This is a genomic window from Enterococcus sp. H57, assembly GCF_003112495.1.
GTDB classification, from domain to species: Bacteria; Bacillota; Bacilli; order Lactobacillales; family Enterococcaceae; genus Enterococcus_B; species Enterococcus_B faecium.
In genome coordinates this window covers 1-18,188 of sequence record NZ_BEHC01000039.1, presented here as the reverse complement: position 1 = coordinate 18,188, position 18,188 = coordinate 1, and the positions used below count along the sequence as shown (strand labels likewise).

Below are 18,188 nucleotides of genomic sequence, written 5' to 3'. Positions count from 1 at the left end.
AGGAGGGAGTGAACAGCCAATGAGAAAGAAAATGTTATTTATTCCATTTGCTCTATTGTTAAGCGCTTGTAGTTCGGTTACTCAAGAATCAGACAATACACATCTATCAAGCAGTATATCTGAAACTGTTACCAGTCCAGAAAAAAGTAGTACCAAAACGGCTACCACCACTGAACAAACAATGGCTACCTCAAATAATGAGAAAAAGACTGCTTTAGACCAGTTGAAAGAACAACAGCCAAATGTTCCCATGCCTCTAGATGTACCAGTCTCTTCAGGCTATCTCAATATCGCAGCGACACATACAAAGCAAGGTTATTCTATTTTATATTACAGAACAGATCGTCCCCTCGGGTTGAATGCTGACGAATTGAATCAAGAAACGCCTATTGCAACCTATCTATATCAATATGGGTTTGCTTCTAGTCAAGAAACAATCCAAGTTTTGCAGCCCTTTGAGATCGACACAAATGGTCAGCAAGTGGACTTAGGTTCTCGAATCACAGGGTATCAGCAAGGTGCAGCAGGTTCAAGTTTTCTTGAATGGCAAGAAGGAAACTGGCGTATTCGAATCCGTGGGAATAATATAGAAGGCCAAGATCCCTTACTATTAGCTAAAGAAATCGTAGCTTATTTGGAAGAAAACAGTCTACCAGCACCTGAACAATTTGGTAAAATTACTGTTGATATGGGTGATACGACGAATCGAGCCGTAGAAGTAAGCTGGCAAGAACCGAAAAATGCCTATACGATCACTCATCAAGATCCTATGTCTGCGTTGAAGATGGCAGTTTCTATGAAGAGGTTGTGAAATCAGCGCGCTGATCTGAGCCCATCATTTAACTCCAAGTCACAGGAAGTAATCAAAAATAGCACGCCGCATTTTTGCATAATTTTGGCTTAATACCTTAAAAGAAAACTAGAATTGCCTCTTCACACATGCTAAAATAAAACAGACAAAAAAGAAATGGGGATATAAGTTGACTGAATACTTGAATGTAGGAAAAATCGTAAACACACAAGGTATCAAAGGCGAAGTCCGTGTTATCTCAACAACGGATTTCCCAGAAGAACGTTACAAAAAAGGAACGGTGTTAACACTATTCCAAGACGGAAAAGCACCTGTGGAATTAACAGTCAAAAGTCATCGCAAACATAAAAATTTTGACTTATTGAGTTTTGAAGGACATCCTTCTATCAATGATGTGGAAAAATATCGGGATGGCATATTAAAAGTGTCAAAAGACAACTCTGTAGATCTAGCTGAAAATGAATTCTATTACCATGAGATCATCGGTCTGCATGTATTAGAAGATGGAACTGAGTTAGGTAAAGTAAAAGAAATCTTGTCACCAGGTGCCAATGATGTTTGGGTCGTTCAACGTCCGAAAAAAGCTGATATATTGCTTCCATATATCGCTTCTGTCGTCAAAGAAGTCGATTTAGAAGCTGGAGTGGTCCGTGTAGAAATTCCAGAAGGACTGATTGACGATGAAGATTGATGTATTGACTTTATTTCCAAGAATGTTTGAAGGTCCTATGGGGGAATCCATCATCGGTAAGGCTGTAGATAAAGGATTATTAGATATCAATATCTCTAACTTCCGCGATTATTCAGATAACAAACATCAGACAGTAGATGATTATCCATACGGCGGTGGAGCAGGTATGCTGCTCAAAGTCCAGCCCATCTATGATAACATCCAAGCCATTGAAAAAGCTGCACCGGATGTCAAAAAAAGAGTAATTCTTCTTGACCCAGCTGGTAAACGATTCGATCAGAAAATGGCAGAAGAATTTTCACAAGAAGAACACTTAGTATTCATTTGTGGTCATTATGAGGGATATGATGAACGTATCCGCACATTAGTGACAGATGAAGTTTCCTTAGGAGATTATGTCCTTACTGGGGGAGAATTAGGTGCGATGGTCATGATCGATGCAACAGTTCGGCTTTTGCCAGATGTGTTAGGGAATCAGACTTCAGCTCAAACGGATTCTTATTCAACCGGTTTATTGGAACATCCCCAATATACTCGCCCGGCAGAATATAAAGGGATGAAAGTACCAGAAGTATTGACAAATGGAAATCATAAATTGATTGAAGAATGGCAATTAAAAGAATCACTAAGAAGGACCTATCAACGTCGGCCTGATCTTTTGGAAACACTTGAATGGACACCTCAAATGACGAAATTTTTAGAAGAAATCAAGAAAGAAGAACAAGAAAAAACAGCAGATGAAGCCAAGTGACTTTTTCTAAAATATTCTTTACAGTAGGTTGATAATATGTTAGTATTTTATGGTGAGTGCAAAAGCACTTAACTATTACGATATTCCGCTGTGAGAAAAGCTCATAAGAATATTTGGAATAAGGAGAAGAAAACCATGAATCCATTAATCGAAGAATTAACAAAAGAACAATTACGTTCTGACATCCCAGCGTTCCGCCCTGGTGACACTGTGCGTGTTCACGCAAAAGTTGTTGAAGGTACTCGTGAACGTATCCAGTTATTTGAAGGTGTTGTTATCAAACGCCGCGGTGCTGGAATCAGCGAAACTTATACAGTACGTAAAGTTTCTAACGGAGTGGGCGTTGAACGTACATTCCCATTGCATACACCACGTGTTGCAAAAATCGAAGTAGTTCGCTACGGTAAAGTACGTCGTGCAAAATTGTACTACCTACGTGCATTACACGGAAAAGCTGCTCGTATCAAAGAAATCCGTCGTTAATCATCGTTATCAGACTGAGAAAGAACCCTTGGTATTCAAGGGTTCTTTTTTTGTTCCCTGTTTTTTTATATTAACGATTTCTATTTGGGACATTTTTGATTAATAAAAAGGGGCAAAAAAGGGGCAACAAGTTACAGTTTTTCTATATCTTCTTTCAATTTTTCTTTTACTCCCTTTGTCACATGCAAATAAATCTTTTCAGTGATATCACTATTTTCGTGCCCAACGCGATCCTGAATAGCATACAGAGGAGTTCCTAGTTCCGCTAATTTTGAAATATGGGTATGTCTAAAAATATGTGAACTAAGTTTTTTATCAATCTTCATGTCAGCTTTATGATTTCTCAAATAGGTGTTAATTGCTGTTAGTTGGAAAGGAGTTCCTTTCGTTGTTTGAAATAGAAATTGACCATTCGGATTTAATTCTAGAAGCTCATTGTAAATAGCTATCGCTTTTTTTGGTAAATCAATTTCTCGCATTCCAGCAGCAGTTTTTGTAGAATCAGATTTTTTCATATCAGCTATTGAACGTTCTCTATACATCATCGTCCCATTTATAACTACTGATGCATTATTATTGGTAATGTGTACATCGTCTTTACTTAATGCGATTGCTTCTCCAGGCCTCATTCCAGTCAAATATAGCCACTGGAAAAGGAGAGAATATCTTTTATTGTGTGAAGTTGTGAAATTTACTAGTCTTTTATATTCATCATCTTCTAAAAACTTATCTTTAATTTTTATCGTTTTTGACTCTCGTTTATAATCAATAACTACTTCGTTGATAGGATTTTTTTCTACATAGCCTTTTTTCATAGCGTATGAAAAAAGAAGATTCAATTTGGATTTAATTACACTGACGTACTTATTTGACAAGTCATCTTTATATATCATATCTTCAAAAATATTATTTAAATCTACTGTATTAATACCAGAAACGATGTAAGTCTCAGGTATCTTTTTCTTTATAGTGTTTAAGATATTATTCGTAGGATAATATGTAGACTCCTTAACTTGTCTTTTGTAAATAACTAACCATTCTTCGACAAGCTCATGAAATGTTAGATCAGGCTTCTGAAGTGTTTTTTCGTTTAATTTTATATCAATTTTTTTATTTAACTCTAGCAATGCCACTTTCTGAGTTTCTCGAGATTTATTTTTATAAGTAATGCTCACTTTTTTTCTTTTTCTAGTTTTTGGATCAATATATCGCTCATTATATTTATATACTTTTTTTCCGTTTTTATCAGTTTTGGTTTCAATCCACATTGTTTTCATCTCCTATTTGTTGCTATAATAGGAATGGATAAGTAAGCCAATTATAGCAGGTTTATTTTTCATCACGTCCACAAACTTTGGCGAGGGAGGGGGCGTGTTTTTTTGTTTAGTAGCTACCTTTCCATGAAGTATCTGCGAAGAACACTTCAAATGTTGTTCCATCATTTTTCACTTCAAAATATGCTGTTCCTTGTGCGGATTTACCCGGTTGGATGGTTTCCGAAAAGTAATCTCTACTAGCTAAATCAGATTTAATATCTGATGAATCATAAAATTCTAAATAACTTGAACTTGCATCAAAAGGTGTAGTCCCTGTGTTTTCTACAAGAAAATCTACCTTTGCGTAAAATAGGCCTTCTGGTTTATAGAAATCATCACCGTAATCTTTTGATACAGACTGGACAGTTACGTTAATAGAGTTACCATTTTCAGAAGTAAAAGGAACTGCTTCTCCTATACTATGTGCAACTGATGCCGTCTGGGGTTCTGAAGACGAAGTTGTAGTTGTAGTTGTAGTAGAGCTTGAATCTTTGGATTTTCCATCTTTATCTAAGAAAGTTCGTTGATTATAATATACAACCTGTTCAGTTTTTGGACTAACCCAAATTAACATTGTTTCATCATCAGAATCAGTTGAATAAGTATATTGGAGCATCTCTAATTTTTTTATATCTTTTGCACTATTTCCATGTTCAATTAATTCAGAGTGCTCTTTATAATAATCTCCTTGTGCATCCTTTGAAATAGATACAATTAATTCATCCCGTGTGATAGCATTGTCTAATTCTTTGTAAACAAAATCATTTGTCCATTTACGTAACGGTGAACCAAGTGTCTGATAAACTTGAGTTAAATCATCACCAACTTTTATTTTATGAACGTCTGATGAAGTTAGTTTTTTTGTTTCATATTCAGATGTTGATGAAACAGTATTTTCTTTAGTGCTAGCAGAATTAGGACTAGTGGAGCATCCGCTTAATACCAAGCCTAAAAAAAGCAACCCAAAAACAATTTTTTTCATTTTTAATTCCTCACTTCTATGATATGATTTTTTTGTAGGATCTTAGAAATAAGGTTTTTAGTCCGTGTTGCAGCACGGACTTTTTTTACATTATATAAGAAAGCGATAAGCGCTTTCTGGAAGTCCGTAAAGATTCTTTAATTCCTCAATTCGTTTAGGATATTGATCATTGTCTTCTTTGTATAGAGAAACAATGAGATTAGCAGCAAAGCAATTAGCTTCGCTTTCAGATTTGCTTCTAGATGTTCTTGTTGATACATAGTAACTGGATAAGCCACGATGAAAAATAGCGTGACCTAATTCGTGAGCGCAAATGTAGAATCTTTCCTCAGAGTCTCTCAGTTCATCATTTAAGAAGATTATTGCACGACCTCTAATTTCTTGAAACTGTCCTTTGGGATTCTCGATAAAAGGAACGTATTGAATTTTAATGCCCATCTTTTCACAAATATAAAAAGGATTAGCGGACTGGTATTTCCGCTTCAACTCCTCGACTAAATTAATCGTATCCATCTCCATAAGCTCACATCTTTTTGCCTTTTTCTTTGTCTTCTTTCACAATATCCCAGAAGGTTCCAATAAGGATATCTTTTACGCGTTGGACCTGTTCAGGCGTCAGTGTTTCTCCGCCATAAGACATATTGACATTTGAATCTAGTAATTTATCAAGTTCAACTACTTCATCTTTTGTTGCCCAGTCAGGAACTTGGTTTCTACCGAGTAAATAATCAGTAGTTACATTAAAATAATCTGCTACAAGTTGTAGTCTTTTAGTACTAGGAGTTCTATTTTTCCATTGATAAATCGTGTTTTTAGGTATATTTAATTCTTCTTCCAATTGAGTTATACTTATGCCTCTTTTATGAGCTAATTCCTTTATTCTATCTAGTAAATTCATTTTCGCACCTCACAAGCTACGAAAACACTAATAAAAAAATTAGTTAAAGGTGTTGGCAACTAATAAAAGTGTTAGTATACTGTTTTCGTAAGCTAAAATATTAGCTAAAAAGACTTGATAACTAATAAACACTTCACGGTCGGCAAACTCTGAAATGTAAATTACTAGGCATTTCTGTGTCTTATTTAGCTATGTCTATATACTAATAAAAATATTAGTTATTGTCAACGAATATTAGCTAATTTTTTAGCTTACAGATTATTTTTTTAGAAAGGAGCTATTTTTATGTCTGAGAATTTAGACTTAAAAATTCGAGCGGAGATGAGAAAAAGAAGAATGACTTTCAAAGAACTAGCTGCGCTTATCGGTATTTCAGGAGCTTATTTATCAGATATTCTAAACGGCAATCGTGATGGAAAGAAAGCACAACAGCATATCGAAACAGTGAAAAAAATATTGGACATCCGATAGGGGGGTAGGCGATGACAAAACTAAAAAAACAAGATTTTGTAAAAAAATACAATTATTCTCCATCTACTTATCAACGTCGAATGTCGGAACTAAAAAATACAGCAATTTTCTCAGCGGCGTATGAACGGGTCACAGGACAAGAAGTTTGGATCAATACAGAATTATACGATAAATTTTTGTCTTTCAAATCCTATAACAGGTTACGCACAAGAAAGGTAACACCTAAAGAATTTATCGAGAAGCATTTAGTTGATTTATAAAAAACAGAACATTTTGAGAGGTGAAGGTTAATGGGTAAATTCAACAGAGCATTGGTATTCAGCGCACCGCTAATCATCTACGCTTTAGGACTTTGGGGAAGCAAACAAGCGTTGATAGGAACGATTGTTTACATGGTCTGGATTTTTATGGGGCTTGATGAAGCTGAGTACAGAGCGAAAAAGCCAGTCGGGAGGGACTGACTAATGAAAAAAAGTTTAATGACTATAAACGAAAAACAATTGAAAGAAAATTTTAATGATCTCATCAAAGAATTTGTAAAAGAAACTGGAGAATTTCCTAATCAAATTCATCTAGTTGCGGAGGGGCATAGCCGGTATCAAGCTGTGAAATTTGAGATGAAGAAACAAATCTATTGAATTTAGTAATGCACCATCATAATAGGTTTGTTGTCAGGTAATATAGCACGTTAGTTATTTGGTTTGATAAAACGTAGTAAACAACCTAAAAGAAAAGCAATTATTAACGTATTTGAGGGGTCGTCTGAAGTAACATTTACAAAAATAGCAGATACCACAAGGCTTAATAAATCTGAAGCAATTTCCTCAGCATACCACATTTTATCTTTGTAGAAAGCAGGTGAATCTTGTTGTTTTTCAGATGGTTCATTAGTTATATCTTTGTTCTTGGCTGTATTTATTTCTTCAAAAAGCTTTATAGAGTCATCAAGGACTTTCCTTTGCTCATTAAGGATATCAAAAAACTTAGCCTCGAACTCATCAGATGGATTGGAAGTGTCTTTAAAAAGTAGATTTTTTGTACTAACTTCCGGTTCGGAAGCAAATGCTTTTTCTAATTCTTGGGTAGCGACACCTACTCTGAAGTCATACTTAGACATGTCAACGACGAATTTTTCTGTGATTTTAGAGATATCAGAAAAATAAGGTTTTGGCATAGTAGCTGCCATTTTTTTAGCAATATTAAAACTTGGAGAGTCTAATTGTTTCTGTATTGCGAAAACAGAAGGAGGAATCATATTAGCAATAGATTTGTTACGTTTCTCAACAATTTGAATGAAAGGATCGTTGAGTGTTGCTCGCGAAGCTATAAGAGCATCTTGCCTTGCAATTATTCTTTTAGCTTGTTCTAACGCAGGCTCAATAGCGTTAACAACGTTTAGAGAAGGAGCAATGATTTCACCAATTAATTTTGAAGAAGCTATCAATTCTTGAGAGTAAGGAGTATCTGAAATATCCAATTATATACACCACCATTTTTTACCTAAATTATATCAAAAGGAGAGAAGAAAAAATGCAAGAATTAGTAATTTTGAAAAATAAAGAAGCTGTGACTACGAGCTTGCAAGTGGCAGAAAGTTTTGAAAAAGAACACAAAAATGTTTTGAGAGATATTGAAAAGTTAAAAGAAGATGTGCTCAATTTTGAGCAGATGTTTGTGGAAGGTAATGAACCAGATTCATACGGCAGAAATCGACGAGTTTTTTTCATTAGTAGAGATGGTTTTTTCTTGTTGGCTATGGGTTTTACAGGAAAGAAAGCTATTTACTTCAAACAAAAATACATTGAAGCATTCAACGAAATGGAAGATGTTATTCGCAAGAATACTGTTCCTCAAACAATTGAAGACATGATGATCTACCAACTAGAAGAAATGAAAGATGTAAAAAAAGATGTCTCAATGCTTAAAGATACTATGCGAATTAGCGGACAACAAGAGTTTGAAATTAAGCAAAAAGGAAATATGAAAGTTATGGAAGTTATAGGTGGTAAAGAAAGCCGAGCTTATGAAGAAATCAGCAAAAAAGTATTCTCAAAATTTTGGTCTGAATTTAAACGTACCTTTTCAATCCCAAGATATGGCGAGTTACCTCGTAAGAGATTCGATGATGCTGTTTCATTTATTGAAATGTGGTTGCCAGAAACTGCGATCCGCATGGAAATCGATCAACTGAACAGACAACAAAGACTTTTTGGTGATGAAAATGAATAGAGCTGAAGCGCTAAAAATCGGTAAAGTGATGGCTGATAATTGGTGGGCAAATAGTCGCCCTATTATTTTAAGCCAACAACACATCGAAAATCAAAAAGCATGGCAACAAATAAAAAAGTGACTCCGCCGACAAGCATAGAGTCACAAAGAAAATACATCTAAGGAGATGTTACCACATGGAAAAAGAACTTTCCACTCTAGATCAATATTTGACTGATCCTAGTTGGGGCAAATCGAATATCAAGGAAACAAATAATCGAAAAATCAGACGTAATCTTTTGACGGATGAAGAACTAGTCTGTGATCAAGATGATTTGGGGAATTTTGTGAGTATTTGGGATCATGTCTATCTTATTCATCTATCGAAGCGGTCCAGAAAACCTGAATACATCTATGTCATCGAAGATGGCTTGATTGATGCACTAGAAGAGTACGACAGAGATAACTTGATTGATATCTCTTATTACGGGGCAGGTAAGAAATACATTGCTGAAATGGAGGCAGAATTTGATGAGTGAAAAGGAACAACCTTTGAAAAATAGAAGTGATAATACGCTTTTTAATAGCTTATACAAAATAAATGTGAAAGGTGTTACTGAAAAACGAAATAACCTCACTTATCTTTCGTGGGCATGGGCTTGGGCAGAAGTGAGCAAAGTGTGTGAGGCGGTAGATTATGAAATCTATCATGATCCAGAAACACATCTGCCGTATATCTTTGATAAGAAAACAGGCTATATGGTTTTTACCAGTATCACAGTCAATGGTATCAAACGTGAAATGTGGTTACCTGTCATGGATGGTGCAAACAAGGCAATGAAAGATGAGCCATATACCTACGAAGTCAATGATTATCAGTGGAATAACGAAACGAAGAAAAAAGAGATTGTTGGAAAAATCGAAAAGAGAGTTGAAGCAGCAACTATGTTTGATATCAACAAAACGATCATGCGCTGTCTTGTAAAAAATCTAGCAATGTTTGGGCTAGGGCTATATATATTTGCTGGCGAAGATATGCCAGAAGATGTCTCGATGCTTGAACCAGCTACTCAAAGAAGCAAAAAGCTATTCTTGGATGCTTTACAACTGGTTGCTAACAAGTACGAAAAATCGATTGATGAAGCAATTGTTGCATTGACTGATGCAGCTTCTATAACCGCTGATGACAGTAAATGGACCAAGAGAGACTTGGGCATTCTAAAACGTGGCGTTAACTGGCTTGAAGATCAGTACAGAGAAGAAACAAAAGAGAAGTGATATGAGTGTTTAAACCATTAATCGATTCATATTCAGCGGTTCTGAAAAAGTTCAAAGGAAAAGACATAGGTGCAACTATTAATGAAGAAGTGAACATCGAACGTTTGAAGACGATGTACGACGGATATAATGGCGATCGAGTTATTGAAATTCGTTTTATTGATCCTAGACGTTTCACTGTACAGCAACGAAACTTCATCTATGCGCTGATAGGCGATATTTTCATCGATACAGGCATGCCAACGGACTTCTGGAAGGAATTCTTCTACTTCCGTTTTGAAGGTGTCACAGGACGTTCTATAAGCCTTAAAGACGAGTCAAGCTCAACAGTGAGCGATGCAAATGTATTGGCAAATATCATCTTAGATTTTATTTTTGAACACCATATCCCCTTTAAAGAAGGCTATGAGATTTTACCAGGCAACCAAGAGTATTACTTTTACAAATGCATCACAAAAAGAGTCTGCTGTATCTGTGGCAAAACAGGAGCTGATATCGATCACTTTGACAAAGCGCTGGGAAGACGAAAGCGCAAGGAAGTTGATCATTCAGAGTACACATTTGCAGCACTCTGCAGAATCCATCACACAGAGAAACACAAAATAGGTGTGATCAATTTCAAAAATAAATATCAAATCAAAGGAATCAAGTTAAACCAGGAAACAATTAAAAAGTTAAGGATAGGAGGATAAATTTGGCTGAGATAAGTTGGATCAAACTTAAAACTACTATGTTTGACGATGAAAAAATACGATTAATCCAAGCTGTTCCTGAGTCGGATGCCATCATCGTTATATGGATTCGATTACTAGTTTTAGCAGGAAAGACTAACGACGATGGTCTGATATATATCCAGAGGAACATGCCTTATACCGAAGAAATGCTTGCTACATTGTTCGGCAAAAACGTAAATACGGTTCGCCTAGCGCTAACTACATTGGCAAATTTCAACATGATTGATCTAGGCAGTGATGGACTGATTGCCATCAGTAATTGGGAAAAACATCAAAATATCGAAGGGATGGATAAAGTAAGGCTAAAAAACGCTGAAAGAAACCGTAAATACAGAGAAAGAAAGAGACAGGAACGTCTCAAATTGGAAAATGACGTTAGCGTGACGTCACGTGACGGTACAGATAAAGATATAGAAGAAGATATAGATATAGATAAAGAAGAAAAGAAAGGTAAGTATTCTGACGAACACTTACGCCTTGCTAAAAAATTGCAAAGTAATTTAACTGAAGATTTTCCAAAAGAAATGAATAAAGTAGATATCGAAAAATGGGCAGACACAATCAGGTTGATGGAAGAAAGAGATAAAGCATCTATAGAAGCGATTGAGTATGTGATCAATTGGCTACCTACAAATGAATTTTGGTTTGGAAATATTAGAAGTGCTAAGAAACTGCGAGAAAAATTTGAGAAGCTTAAATTCGAAATCAAGGCAGATAAAAATAATCATAAAAAGCAAAGTCAAAAACTACAGTACAGCAATCCTAGTGAATATGACGACTTGCCAATTTAACAAAGGAGATACAACTGATGGAAAGCCTAGCAAGTACTATGGAAAAGCTAATAAGAAGAGTTTTAGTACAAAGTGGAAAATGCCCAGAGTGCAGCGAACCTTTGTATAGTTGGCGAGGGAAAAATAAGGACGGGTCAGAACGTTGTAAACCAACATGCATGAGTTGTGGTTATAAAGCGTTACGTGTGAAAGAGGATATACAGACCGAACGGATATATAACGACAGCTTAAAAGCACGAGCGTTGAGTTTTTTTCAAAATGGTTCGGTATTAACAGATAAAACTTTGTTTAAATGCAAAATGGAAAATTATCACGTAGTGGATCAAGAAACAAAAATCGCTTTAGAAAAAGCAAAAAGCTATACGAATGAGGTTCTGCTGAACCATCCTGCACATTTTATTCTATCAGGGAAATCAGGAAGCGGGAAAAGCCACTTATCAATGGCTACAGCTTGGGAAATACTTGAGCGCTCAAATTATGACAAGAAAATACTTTTTATAAGCTATCAAGAATTATTAGAGCAAATAAAGTTCTCTTATAACAATGCTGAACTGAGAAAAGAAATTGAAGGATCGCTTATAGCCGATATTAAAACAACTGATTTGGTGGTTTTTGACGATATTGGAGCTGAATTAGGTAGTGGGGTATCAAATAGTAGGCAGTTTACAAACAACACGTTAAACACGCTCTTAGAAGCCAGACAGAACAAAGCAACGATCATCACAACAAACTTATCTGGTCCTGAGCTAAGAGAAGCCTACGGCGAAAGAATTGTTTCTAGGATATTTAAGAATTCAGAAGGTTATGCGCTGAAATTCCAACAAACAGCAGACAAGCGTATAAAACCAGTGAAAGGTAGTATCGCATGAATAAATACCGTAATAAAAAGACTGTTCATCGAGGTATCAAGTTTGATTCTATCGCAGAAGCAGAGTATTACGATTTGGCACTGTGGCAAGCACAGGCGAATGGTTGGAAAGTAAAGCTTCAAGAAAGATTTGAACTGATGCCGAAGTTTGAACTAGATGGAAAGAAGTATCGTAAGATCGAGTATATTCCTGACTTCACATTTTATAAAAACGGCAAACTTGTCAAAGTCGTAGATGTCAAAGGAATGCAGACAAAAGACTTTAAGATCAAGGCAAAGTTGTTCTGTCATCAATATCAAGTTCCGTTGATTTTAGCTAAAAAATATCGGAATACGTTCAAGGAAGAGCGTTTTTAACGAGGTGGTCCATCATGACAACAGAAGAAGTGATTCAAATGCGTATTCGAAGCATTCAACGTGAGATTGACGATCTGGAACGGACAAAGGCAGTGATGGTCAATGAAACGGCGAAAAAGGCAATTGATTTGCACGTTGAGAATTTGAGAAGGGAAATTCGTAGATTGGAGGAATGAATGTGGATAAGAAAGTAGCAATGAAAAGAATTGCTGAATTAACCAAGTCAGAATCTTGGCAGGAAGACAAAGAAATAGTTGCAGAAGTCCAAAAGCTCGGCAAATCAATGTGGGCTGAAAAAACCAAACGGAGAACACCGAGAAAGATTGCAATCTGGCATGGTGACCGAATTCTAGTAACAGGTACTGCTGAACAGTTATCTGAAATTACTGGGCTGAGCAAAAACATCATCTGGGATAGAGCTAGGAGCTTATGGATTGATTCAAAGGGGCGACAGTTTAGGTATGTGGAGGAGAAAAAATGCTAGACATGAGAATCGAAGATTATCGAATTACCAGTGATTCTAGAAACATTGTCTTATCGAAGGTAAGACGAGACGAAGAAGGAAACATCCGCTACACAGAAACAAAAGAAGAATCACGAGCAGATATCGGATACTTTCAAACTGTCTCATCGTGTTTAAAGGCAATACAACGCGATTACGTGTTAAGTGAAGAAAGAACAATAAAAAGTATTATCGAGTACAAAAAAGCGTTAGAAAACATCACTAGACAGTTTGAACAGGCATGTGAGATTGTGGAGGAGAAATAATGGATCTCATTACACAATACAGTGACATCATCCTCAAGAAAATCATGATGAAGATTCAGAAAGATAAAAAATCAAAAGAACGAGCTGAATTAGTTAAGTTAGAAATGGCTGAAACAGGAGCAGGAGTGCGAAGTAGCAGGCATTGGAAAGCAGCAGCAAACATTGAATTTTATTACAACGAAATTCAAAAAGGGTTCGATCAGATGCGTGAGCTGGATCGGCAAACAAATTGGAGCAAGAAACTTCATCAAGATCGTTTCAAATTTGTAGAAAAGTATAGAGAGATACTGAATGAGTATTTCGAGGAGGACAGCGAATGACACCGAAATTTAGAGCGTGGGATAAAGAGACTGAAAGAATGTGGGATATAGATGCTTGGCACATTGCAGATGAATACGTTGATTTGATTGAACCAGGAAAGAACATTGCTGATATCAGCGCTGAAAGTTTTTGGAGAAAGCAATCCGAGATCATCCTCATGCAAGCCATTGGATTACTTAATTGTGAAACAGAAGATGGAAAAAATGTAGAAGGATGGGAAGGGGACATTGCAGATGTTGGATGGTCCGAACAAACTGGAGACTTTAATTCGCACAGAATTATTTTGAAAAGTCCGTTTGATTATTCTACAGATGAAGCTATATGGCTGATCCATGCTGAATACATCATCATTAGAGGCAATATCTACGAGAACCCAGAACTATTGGAGGAAACAGAATGATCAACAACGACTTAGCAATCGACGGACGCTACTGGCCGTTTGCTGTGCCAGTGGAAGAGGTGGTAGAAGGATGAAACTAAAAGACGGATTTTACGCTAGTAGTCACGGCATCGGCGGTTTAATGCTAGATATGCCGACAAAGAACCCTAAAACACGTAAGAAACCAAAATTCAAAGTCGGTGACATGGTTCGCTGCGAAGCAGAAGGATTCATCTATCCATTTCGTGGATATGTAGAACACGTCTATAATCACTCAGCGATCATTCGCATTGAAAACACGATGGAATGTGATAAGTGGTTAGCGAAAAGCAAAGAGAATTTAGCAGTGGCGAGATTGGTGGATATTGAACTAATCAATGACAAATAAAAAAGCCGGATCGCTCCGACTAACATAATAAAACAGACAAGTTTATTATATCACATAAAAGGAGCGGTTTGACTTGATGCAATTGTTACGAGAGGTAGATTTCAAACAGACAAGATGTAATGCGAGAGATGTGCTGAAGAACTTTCGGCGTTTGGAGCGGATGGCAGGTCGCTCTTTGATAGATATTAAGTCGCCTATCATAACCGATATGCCGAAGGCACCGAAGCACGGCAATAAGGCAGAGGACGCAATCATTCAGATGATGGACATAGAAGCAGAGAGAGATGCGATTTTAGCGGCTTTGATGGCTCTTAGTCTGATTAGTCGTCAGATACTTTACTACAGCTTCTGTGTGCCAGATAGCTTCTCAAACTACAGGATTAGCCGTGAAGTGGGTTATTCAGAAAGAAGTATACAACGGATGAAGTCGGAAGCTCTAATAGAGTTTGCAGAAGCATATAAACACGGAAGAATAATTGCTTATAAATAGGAGGACCATATAATGTGGAAAGATTATGTATCATTGAAAGAGTTGAAAAAAGATCTTATTTTCAAAAAAATCGTAGAATGGTCAGAGAGTGAATTAATTTTAGAAGATGGAACAAAATTAGAAGTTGTATGTAGCGAGTATGATTGCTGCGCATGGGCCGAAGGTGAATTCAAAAATGTAAAGCTTGATGCGGTTATTACGGATATAAAAATTTTTGATAAAGGTAAGTGTGTATATAATGGCGACGGATATACTTCTTATGCTGAAGTCGTTGTTTATCATAATCGTAATGAGATCGCTAAAGCAGAATGCACAGCGGATGATGGGAATGGTGGCTACTATTATAGTGTTTGTGCTTTAAAGGTCAAAGACAAACTTTGTATAGTGACTGACGCATAAAAAAATGGCGGTTTTTTGGCGGAATGATGGCGGTTTTTAGCTATGTACCAGTGATATTATGATAGTGTCGAAAGATTAGTGATAGGTCTGAGACAAAATAATAATAAAAGGAACATCGTTTTATTATTGTTTCACAATTAAGCTTCGATAGACAGCAACGGAAATATTAAGAATAAGGATGTGAATTTTAACTCCTTCTAAATTGTTCTTATTATCTATCATCCGTTGCTGTCTATTAATTTATGTATTGGAGGGAAAAGAAATGGCTATTTTAATCATAGACGAAGGAATTCAAGGAGAAAAATATGTTGATTTAACAACAGATGAAATGCGAAATGAAGTATTGAAAGTGTTGGATGATCGAATAATTCAGGTTGAAATATCAAAAACCCCGTTGCAGAAAAGCAACGAGGAGTGAATTTTACAGATGTTCTTGTAAATGTTGGCTACTACAAATCGTATTATGCCATGCGGCAGCACCGGTAAGTTTTGCTACAAAAAGGCTGTCATCTTTATCCATTACGGATTTTAGATCGTCTCTAATTTCGGGGCATTTTTTATTACTTTTAAAAAACCAAACAGATTCATTAATCTTAGCCCATTTCGAGTAAGTTTTGATTTTTTTGATTAAATCATCGTAATTCTTGCCTGAATTATTTAAATCATAACTTATGATAAAGCTGTCCATTAGGATTACCTCCATGTCATTATTTCAGCGGACCACTCGCTGATAACTAAAATTATACGCTTAGTATTTATTGTCACAATATTAATTTGTCACTGTGGCGGAAAGGGTAGACGCTTAAAAATAAGGTCAATACGTCGAGGGATAGCCTTAACGTTTTATGATTTGACCATGCAATGTTCGATTCATTGCCAGTGACTTAAGGAACCTACGGAAACAATTCATCTTATCGGATGCCGATGAATTGGCTGACTAGTCGGGATGCCACTAGCAGTTAAAAGGCATAAAATACTAGTGCAGACGTGTGCCACTCTCAGGTGTAGGTTAGGAGAGAAACATTTAGTTGGGGTTATTAGGAATACGATAACCTGCTTGCGACAAAGCTTTGTACTGTCGCGTTGGTCATGAACAGAGACGGTATTCTGTTTCAGTATTCGTTAGCAACCGAGGGTTGGAAATGGGCGCTCAAAGTACACGAGCAAGGCGAGGTCGATAGTAATCGATGGAATCGGTGTAGGTTGCTATTACATATTAGATCACTCTTTGAGTGGTCTTTTTATTTTACATGAGGAGTGGCGCGAGAATGGATTCATTAGATTTTTTACAAAACAATGTAGTGAAAGAGTTGAAAGAAAAAGGATTCGAATTAGAAGATATTCAAAAGATGACTGTTGAGGATATAGCCAACAATTTATACTATCCTAAGTTCCGCCTTGAAGTAGACAGTCAGTACGGTGAATCTGTACTTTATGCAAGCGAGAAAGTTGTGAGCGAAAAGGATTCATTTATGTACACTTTGCCTAACGGTACTCTGATTATTACTAAACCTGCACTATCAAAATACATCGAGCGATTTGTTGTAGAGTCTCGTAAGCAACACAGCGAATTTGGGAAACCCTTTTATATAAAAAAACGCAACGAACCTTGGGATCAAGACGAAGAATGTCTTGAGTATGAACGAAGCATATTGAAGAAGCGTGATGAAAAACCGGGACCTCCAATAAGAAAGGACTAACACCATGAGAAACTACTGGTATGTATCACTAACGAATAGGTATCCACAACCAAACGCAGATGATCCAATTAGAGTTGTCCAATCAGTCCAAATTAAAAAGAAGTATTCCATTGTTGAAATGACAAGAGAAGCTACACCGAAAGAGATCGATAAGTACAATCTTCGTTACTGCGGCCATGGATATTGGAAAGACGAATATATTCAACAAAACATTGAGAGGTACATCAAATGAATGATAACTATGATTACATCAAGTTGATTGAGAAGATAAGAGCAGAGAAAGATATGGATGAACTAGCTACCTTATTCATGAACATCATTAGTTTGGTGGGGTTAAAGATGGATGAAGTAGCAGCACTAAATTATTTCATCGCTGAGCAAACAATTAGAGCAGAGCACAATGCTGAGTTCTTGAAAGATAGACTAGATCTAGATGTAAAAGGATTAGGCGTTGAAGGGATATTCAAAGTGCAAGAAGCCTTAGTGAATGTTTATGTCGAAAAGATGCAATAGCATTAACAAGTAATTATTGGATGTTTTCAGGAGGGAAACTATGAAATTAAAAGATTATATCAGGGAAGGGTATAACATTGTAACTACACCAAATCTAGCTTATAAAATCCAAGAAGATTATCCCGATGCTTTAGTGTTTACTGATAGAGCTTTAGATGCCATTCCTATAGGGAAGTTATTAGTTGATCGTTATTATAGCAATAATCCAGATGTTCTTAGTGCTAAGCCACTTCAAAACGCTTATGCTATTGAACGCTTTACTTGCGAGTTTACTGGTTATGAGATGGTATTGCCAATGACAGGCGAGACAGGAAAAAAAGTAATGCAACAAATCAAAAAGAGTATTGATGAATTGACGTTAGATGATGGAAGTAACACGAACCTTCTAGAGATCAAACTAAAAGATACTGACTCAGCACCAGAAGTTTATTATAAAGGTCAACGAATGGATGAGATGCCGAGAGGTCTTATTGATATTGCCTACCATTGGCACACGGAAGACTGGAATGGCAACAGTTTTTTTGACAAATTTTATAAGGTGCAGAACTTCTTTCCGTATGCTATTCCGATTGTCCTTGACAATGAGCCTCC

The 18,188-nt window shown here is 36.4% G+C and carries 35 protein-coding genes; 29 read left to right on the top strand and 6 right to left on the bottom strand.

The window, feature by feature from the left end; translation table 11 throughout:
- Nucleotides 1-19: 19 nt before the first annotated feature.
- From DIZ30_RS08770 to rplS, 4 genes are all read left to right on the top strand, one after another.
- Nucleotides 20-811, top strand: a complete 792-nt coding sequence (locus tag DIZ30_RS08770; protein WP_002326259.1) for a hypothetical protein — start codon at nt 20-22, stop codon at nt 809-811.
- Between the two features lie 169 nt (nt 812-980).
- Nucleotides 981-1,502 (top strand): ribosome maturation factor RimM, encoded by a 522-nt coding sequence (gene rimM / locus DIZ30_RS08765; RefSeq protein WP_002293716.1) that lies wholly within the window; start codon nt 981-983, stop codon nt 1,500-1,502.
- On the top strand, nt 1,492-2,253 hold the full coding sequence (trmD, locus tag DIZ30_RS08760; RefSeq protein ID WP_002293717.1) for a tRNA (guanosine(37)-N1)-methyltransferase TrmD: 762 nt from the start codon (nt 1,492-1,494) through the stop codon (nt 2,251-2,253). The genes rimM and trmD overlap by 11 nt, the downstream gene beginning before the upstream one ends.
- A gap of 135 nt (nt 2,254-2,388) precedes the next feature.
- Nucleotides 2,389-2,736, top strand: a complete 348-nt coding sequence (gene rplS, locus DIZ30_RS08755) for a 50S ribosomal protein L19 (protein ID WP_002286913.1) — start codon at nt 2,389-2,391, stop codon at nt 2,734-2,736.
- 131 nt (nt 2,737-2,867) lie between these two features.
- Here the strand turns inward: rplS and DIZ30_RS08750 are convergent, their stop codons facing one another.
- The 4 genes from DIZ30_RS08750 to DIZ30_RS08735 all read right to left on the bottom strand — a co-directional run bounded on the left by DIZ30_RS08750 (nt 2,868) and on the right by DIZ30_RS08735 (nt 5,932).
- Nucleotides 2,868-4,004, bottom strand: a complete 1,137-nt coding sequence (locus DIZ30_RS08750; RefSeq protein WP_077974390.1) for a site-specific integrase — start codon at nt 4,002-4,004, stop codon at nt 2,868-2,870.
- A 115-nt stretch (nt 4,005-4,119) separates the two neighbouring features.
- Nucleotides 4,120-5,034 carry a DUF4352 domain-containing protein gene (locus tag DIZ30_RS08745; protein ID WP_077974389.1) on the bottom strand — a complete coding sequence of 305 codons (915 nt, stop codon included), beginning with the start codon at nt 5,032-5,034 and terminating at the stop codon, nt 4,120-4,122.
- Between the two features lie 90 nt (nt 5,035-5,124).
- Entirely contained in the window at nt 5,125-5,553 is a 429-nt protein-coding gene (locus DIZ30_RS08740; protein WP_070676686.1) for an ImmA/IrrE family metallo-endopeptidase, read from the bottom strand.
- A 4-nt stretch (nt 5,554-5,557) separates the two neighbouring features.
- Nucleotides 5,558-5,932 carry a helix-turn-helix domain-containing protein gene (locus DIZ30_RS08735; RefSeq protein ID WP_002337457.1) on the bottom strand — a complete coding sequence of 125 codons (375 nt, stop codon included), beginning with the start codon at nt 5,930-5,932 and terminating at the stop codon, nt 5,558-5,560.
- 285 nt (nt 5,933-6,217) lie between these two features.
- Here DIZ30_RS08735 and DIZ30_RS08730 point away from each other — a divergent pair, with 285 nt between their 5' ends.
- The 4 genes from DIZ30_RS08730 to DIZ30_RS13440 are packed head-to-tail and all read left to right on the top strand — an operon-like array spanning nt 6,218 to nt 7,041.
- On the top strand, nt 6,218-6,403 hold the full coding sequence (locus DIZ30_RS08730) for a helix-turn-helix transcriptional regulator (protein ID WP_002315391.1): 186 nt from the start codon (nt 6,218-6,220) through the stop codon (nt 6,401-6,403).
- Nucleotides 6,404-6,414: 11 nt separating this feature from the next.
- Complete coding sequence (locus tag DIZ30_RS08725; protein WP_002325021.1) at nt 6,415-6,663, top strand: hypothetical protein; 249 nt, start codon at nt 6,415-6,417, stop codon at nt 6,661-6,663.
- A gap of 30 nt (nt 6,664-6,693) precedes the next feature.
- Nucleotides 6,694-6,864: a hypothetical protein gene (locus DIZ30_RS13525; protein WP_002351656.1), complete on the top strand. Its 171-nt coding sequence runs from the start codon at nt 6,694-6,696 to the stop codon at nt 6,862-6,864.
- A 3-nt stretch (nt 6,865-6,867) separates the two neighbouring features.
- Nucleotides 6,868-7,041 carry a hypothetical protein gene (locus DIZ30_RS13440; protein ID WP_159086156.1) on the top strand — a complete coding sequence of 58 codons (174 nt, stop codon included), beginning with the start codon at nt 6,868-6,870 and terminating at the stop codon, nt 7,039-7,041.
- 50 nt (nt 7,042-7,091) lie between these two features.
- Here DIZ30_RS13440 and DIZ30_RS08720 read toward each other — a convergent pair whose 3' ends face one another.
- Nucleotides 7,092-7,880, bottom strand: coding sequence for a hypothetical protein (locus DIZ30_RS08720; RefSeq protein WP_045136053.1), 789 nt, complete (start codon nt 7,878-7,880; stop codon nt 7,092-7,094).
- Between the two features lie 53 nt (nt 7,881-7,933).
- Here DIZ30_RS08720 and DIZ30_RS08715 point away from each other — a divergent pair, with 53 nt between their 5' ends.
- The 17 genes from DIZ30_RS08715 to DIZ30_RS08640 all read left to right on the top strand — a co-directional run bounded on the left by DIZ30_RS08715 (nt 7,934) and on the right by DIZ30_RS08640 (nt 15,802).
- A complete protein-coding gene (locus tag DIZ30_RS08715) occupies nt 7,934-8,632 on the top strand; it encodes a Rha family transcriptional regulator (RefSeq protein WP_109023185.1) in 699 nt (232 codons plus the stop codon).
- Nucleotides 8,625-8,753: a hypothetical protein gene (locus DIZ30_RS13860; protein WP_267896184.1), complete on the top strand. Its 129-nt coding sequence runs from the start codon at nt 8,625-8,627 to the stop codon at nt 8,751-8,753. Before DIZ30_RS08715 ends, DIZ30_RS13860 begins: the two co-directional genes overlap by 8 nt.
- 55 nt (nt 8,754-8,808) lie before the next feature.
- Nucleotides 8,809-9,150: a hypothetical protein gene (locus DIZ30_RS08710; RefSeq protein ID WP_109023184.1), complete on the top strand. Its 342-nt coding sequence runs from the start codon at nt 8,809-8,811 to the stop codon at nt 9,148-9,150.
- Nucleotides 9,143-9,889 (top strand): DUF1071 domain-containing protein, encoded by a 747-nt coding sequence (locus tag DIZ30_RS08705; protein WP_002390666.1) that lies wholly within the window; start codon nt 9,143-9,145, stop codon nt 9,887-9,889. Before DIZ30_RS08710 ends, DIZ30_RS08705 begins: the two co-directional genes overlap by 8 nt.
- 5 nt (nt 9,890-9,894) lie before the next feature.
- Entirely contained in the window at nt 9,895-10,581 is a 687-nt protein-coding gene (locus DIZ30_RS08700) for a putative HNHc nuclease (RefSeq protein ID WP_109023183.1), read from the top strand.
- Nucleotides 10,582-10,583: 2 nt separating this feature from the next.
- Nucleotides 10,584-11,414 carry a phage replisome organizer N-terminal domain-containing protein gene (locus DIZ30_RS08695; RefSeq protein WP_109023182.1) on the top strand — a complete coding sequence of 277 codons (831 nt, stop codon included), beginning with the start codon at nt 10,584-10,586 and terminating at the stop codon, nt 11,412-11,414.
- Between the two features lie 17 nt (nt 11,415-11,431).
- A complete protein-coding gene (locus DIZ30_RS08690; RefSeq protein WP_002321419.1) occupies nt 11,432-12,283 on the top strand; it encodes an ATP-binding protein in 852 nt (283 codons plus the stop codon).
- Nucleotides 12,280-12,639 (top strand): DUF1064 domain-containing protein, encoded by a 360-nt coding sequence (locus DIZ30_RS08685; protein ID WP_104889778.1) that lies wholly within the window; start codon nt 12,280-12,282, stop codon nt 12,637-12,639. The genes DIZ30_RS08690 and DIZ30_RS08685 overlap by 4 nt, the downstream gene beginning before the upstream one ends.
- Nucleotides 12,640-12,653: 14 nt before the next feature.
- On the top strand, nt 12,654-12,815 hold the full coding sequence (locus DIZ30_RS08680; RefSeq protein WP_104889777.1) for an antitoxin: 162 nt from the start codon (nt 12,654-12,656) through the stop codon (nt 12,813-12,815).
- A gap of 2 nt (nt 12,816-12,817) precedes the next feature.
- Nucleotides 12,818-13,123, top strand: coding sequence for a hypothetical protein (locus DIZ30_RS08675; protein WP_199914199.1), 306 nt, complete (start codon nt 12,818-12,820; stop codon nt 13,121-13,123).
- Nucleotides 13,117-13,407, top strand: coding sequence for a hypothetical protein (locus DIZ30_RS08670; RefSeq protein WP_109023180.1), 291 nt, complete (start codon nt 13,117-13,119; stop codon nt 13,405-13,407). The genes DIZ30_RS08675 and DIZ30_RS08670 overlap by 7 nt, the downstream gene beginning before the upstream one ends.
- Entirely contained in the window at nt 13,407-13,727 is a 321-nt protein-coding gene (locus DIZ30_RS08665) for a DUF1140 family protein (protein ID WP_109023179.1), read from the top strand. The genes DIZ30_RS08670 and DIZ30_RS08665 overlap by 1 nt, the downstream gene beginning before the upstream one ends.
- Nucleotides 13,724-14,128: a YopX family protein gene (locus DIZ30_RS08660; RefSeq protein WP_109023178.1), complete on the top strand. Its 405-nt coding sequence runs from the start codon at nt 13,724-13,726 to the stop codon at nt 14,126-14,128. Before DIZ30_RS08665 ends, DIZ30_RS08660 begins: the two co-directional genes overlap by 4 nt.
- A 70-nt stretch (nt 14,129-14,198) precedes the next feature.
- Entirely contained in the window at nt 14,199-14,495 is a 297-nt protein-coding gene (locus tag DIZ30_RS08655; RefSeq protein WP_086310259.1) for a hypothetical protein, read from the top strand.
- Nucleotides 14,496-14,571: 76 nt separating this feature from the next.
- On the top strand, nt 14,572-14,985 hold the full coding sequence (locus tag DIZ30_RS08650) for an ArpU family phage packaging/lysis transcriptional regulator (RefSeq protein WP_002304479.1): 414 nt from the start codon (nt 14,572-14,574) through the stop codon (nt 14,983-14,985).
- A gap of 12 nt (nt 14,986-14,997) precedes the next feature.
- On the top strand, nt 14,998-15,384 hold the full coding sequence (locus DIZ30_RS08645) for a hypothetical protein (protein WP_109023177.1): 387 nt from the start codon (nt 14,998-15,000) through the stop codon (nt 15,382-15,384).
- Between the two features lie 262 nt (nt 15,385-15,646).
- Nucleotides 15,647-15,802 (top strand): hypothetical protein, encoded by a 156-nt coding sequence (locus tag DIZ30_RS08640; RefSeq protein ID WP_002339938.1) that lies wholly within the window; start codon nt 15,647-15,649, stop codon nt 15,800-15,802.
- 3 nt (nt 15,803-15,805) lie between these two features.
- Here the strand turns inward: DIZ30_RS08640 and DIZ30_RS08635 are convergent, their stop codons facing one another.
- Nucleotides 15,806-16,072: a hypothetical protein gene (locus DIZ30_RS08635; RefSeq protein WP_002339939.1), complete on the bottom strand. Its 267-nt coding sequence runs from the start codon at nt 16,070-16,072 to the stop codon at nt 15,806-15,808.
- Between the two features lie 580 nt (nt 16,073-16,652).
- Between DIZ30_RS08635 and DIZ30_RS08630 the strand changes: the two genes are divergently transcribed.
- The 4 genes from DIZ30_RS08630 to DIZ30_RS08615 all read left to right on the top strand — a co-directional run.
- Nucleotides 16,653-17,084, top strand: a complete 432-nt coding sequence (locus tag DIZ30_RS08630) for a hypothetical protein (RefSeq protein WP_109023176.1) — start codon at nt 16,653-16,655, stop codon at nt 17,082-17,084.
- Nucleotides 17,085-17,088: 4 nt separating this feature from the next.
- A complete protein-coding gene (locus tag DIZ30_RS08625; RefSeq protein WP_071244178.1) occupies nt 17,089-17,316 on the top strand; it encodes a hypothetical protein in 228 nt (75 codons plus the stop codon).
- Nucleotides 17,313-17,597: a hypothetical protein gene (locus tag DIZ30_RS08620; protein ID WP_071244181.1), complete on the top strand. Its 285-nt coding sequence runs from the start codon at nt 17,313-17,315 to the stop codon at nt 17,595-17,597. Before DIZ30_RS08625 ends, DIZ30_RS08620 begins: the two co-directional genes overlap by 4 nt.
- A gap of 40 nt (nt 17,598-17,637) precedes the next feature.
- On the top strand, nt 17,638-18,188 hold a 551-nt coding region (locus tag DIZ30_RS08615; protein ID WP_234414795.1), incomplete at its 3' end, for a hypothetical protein.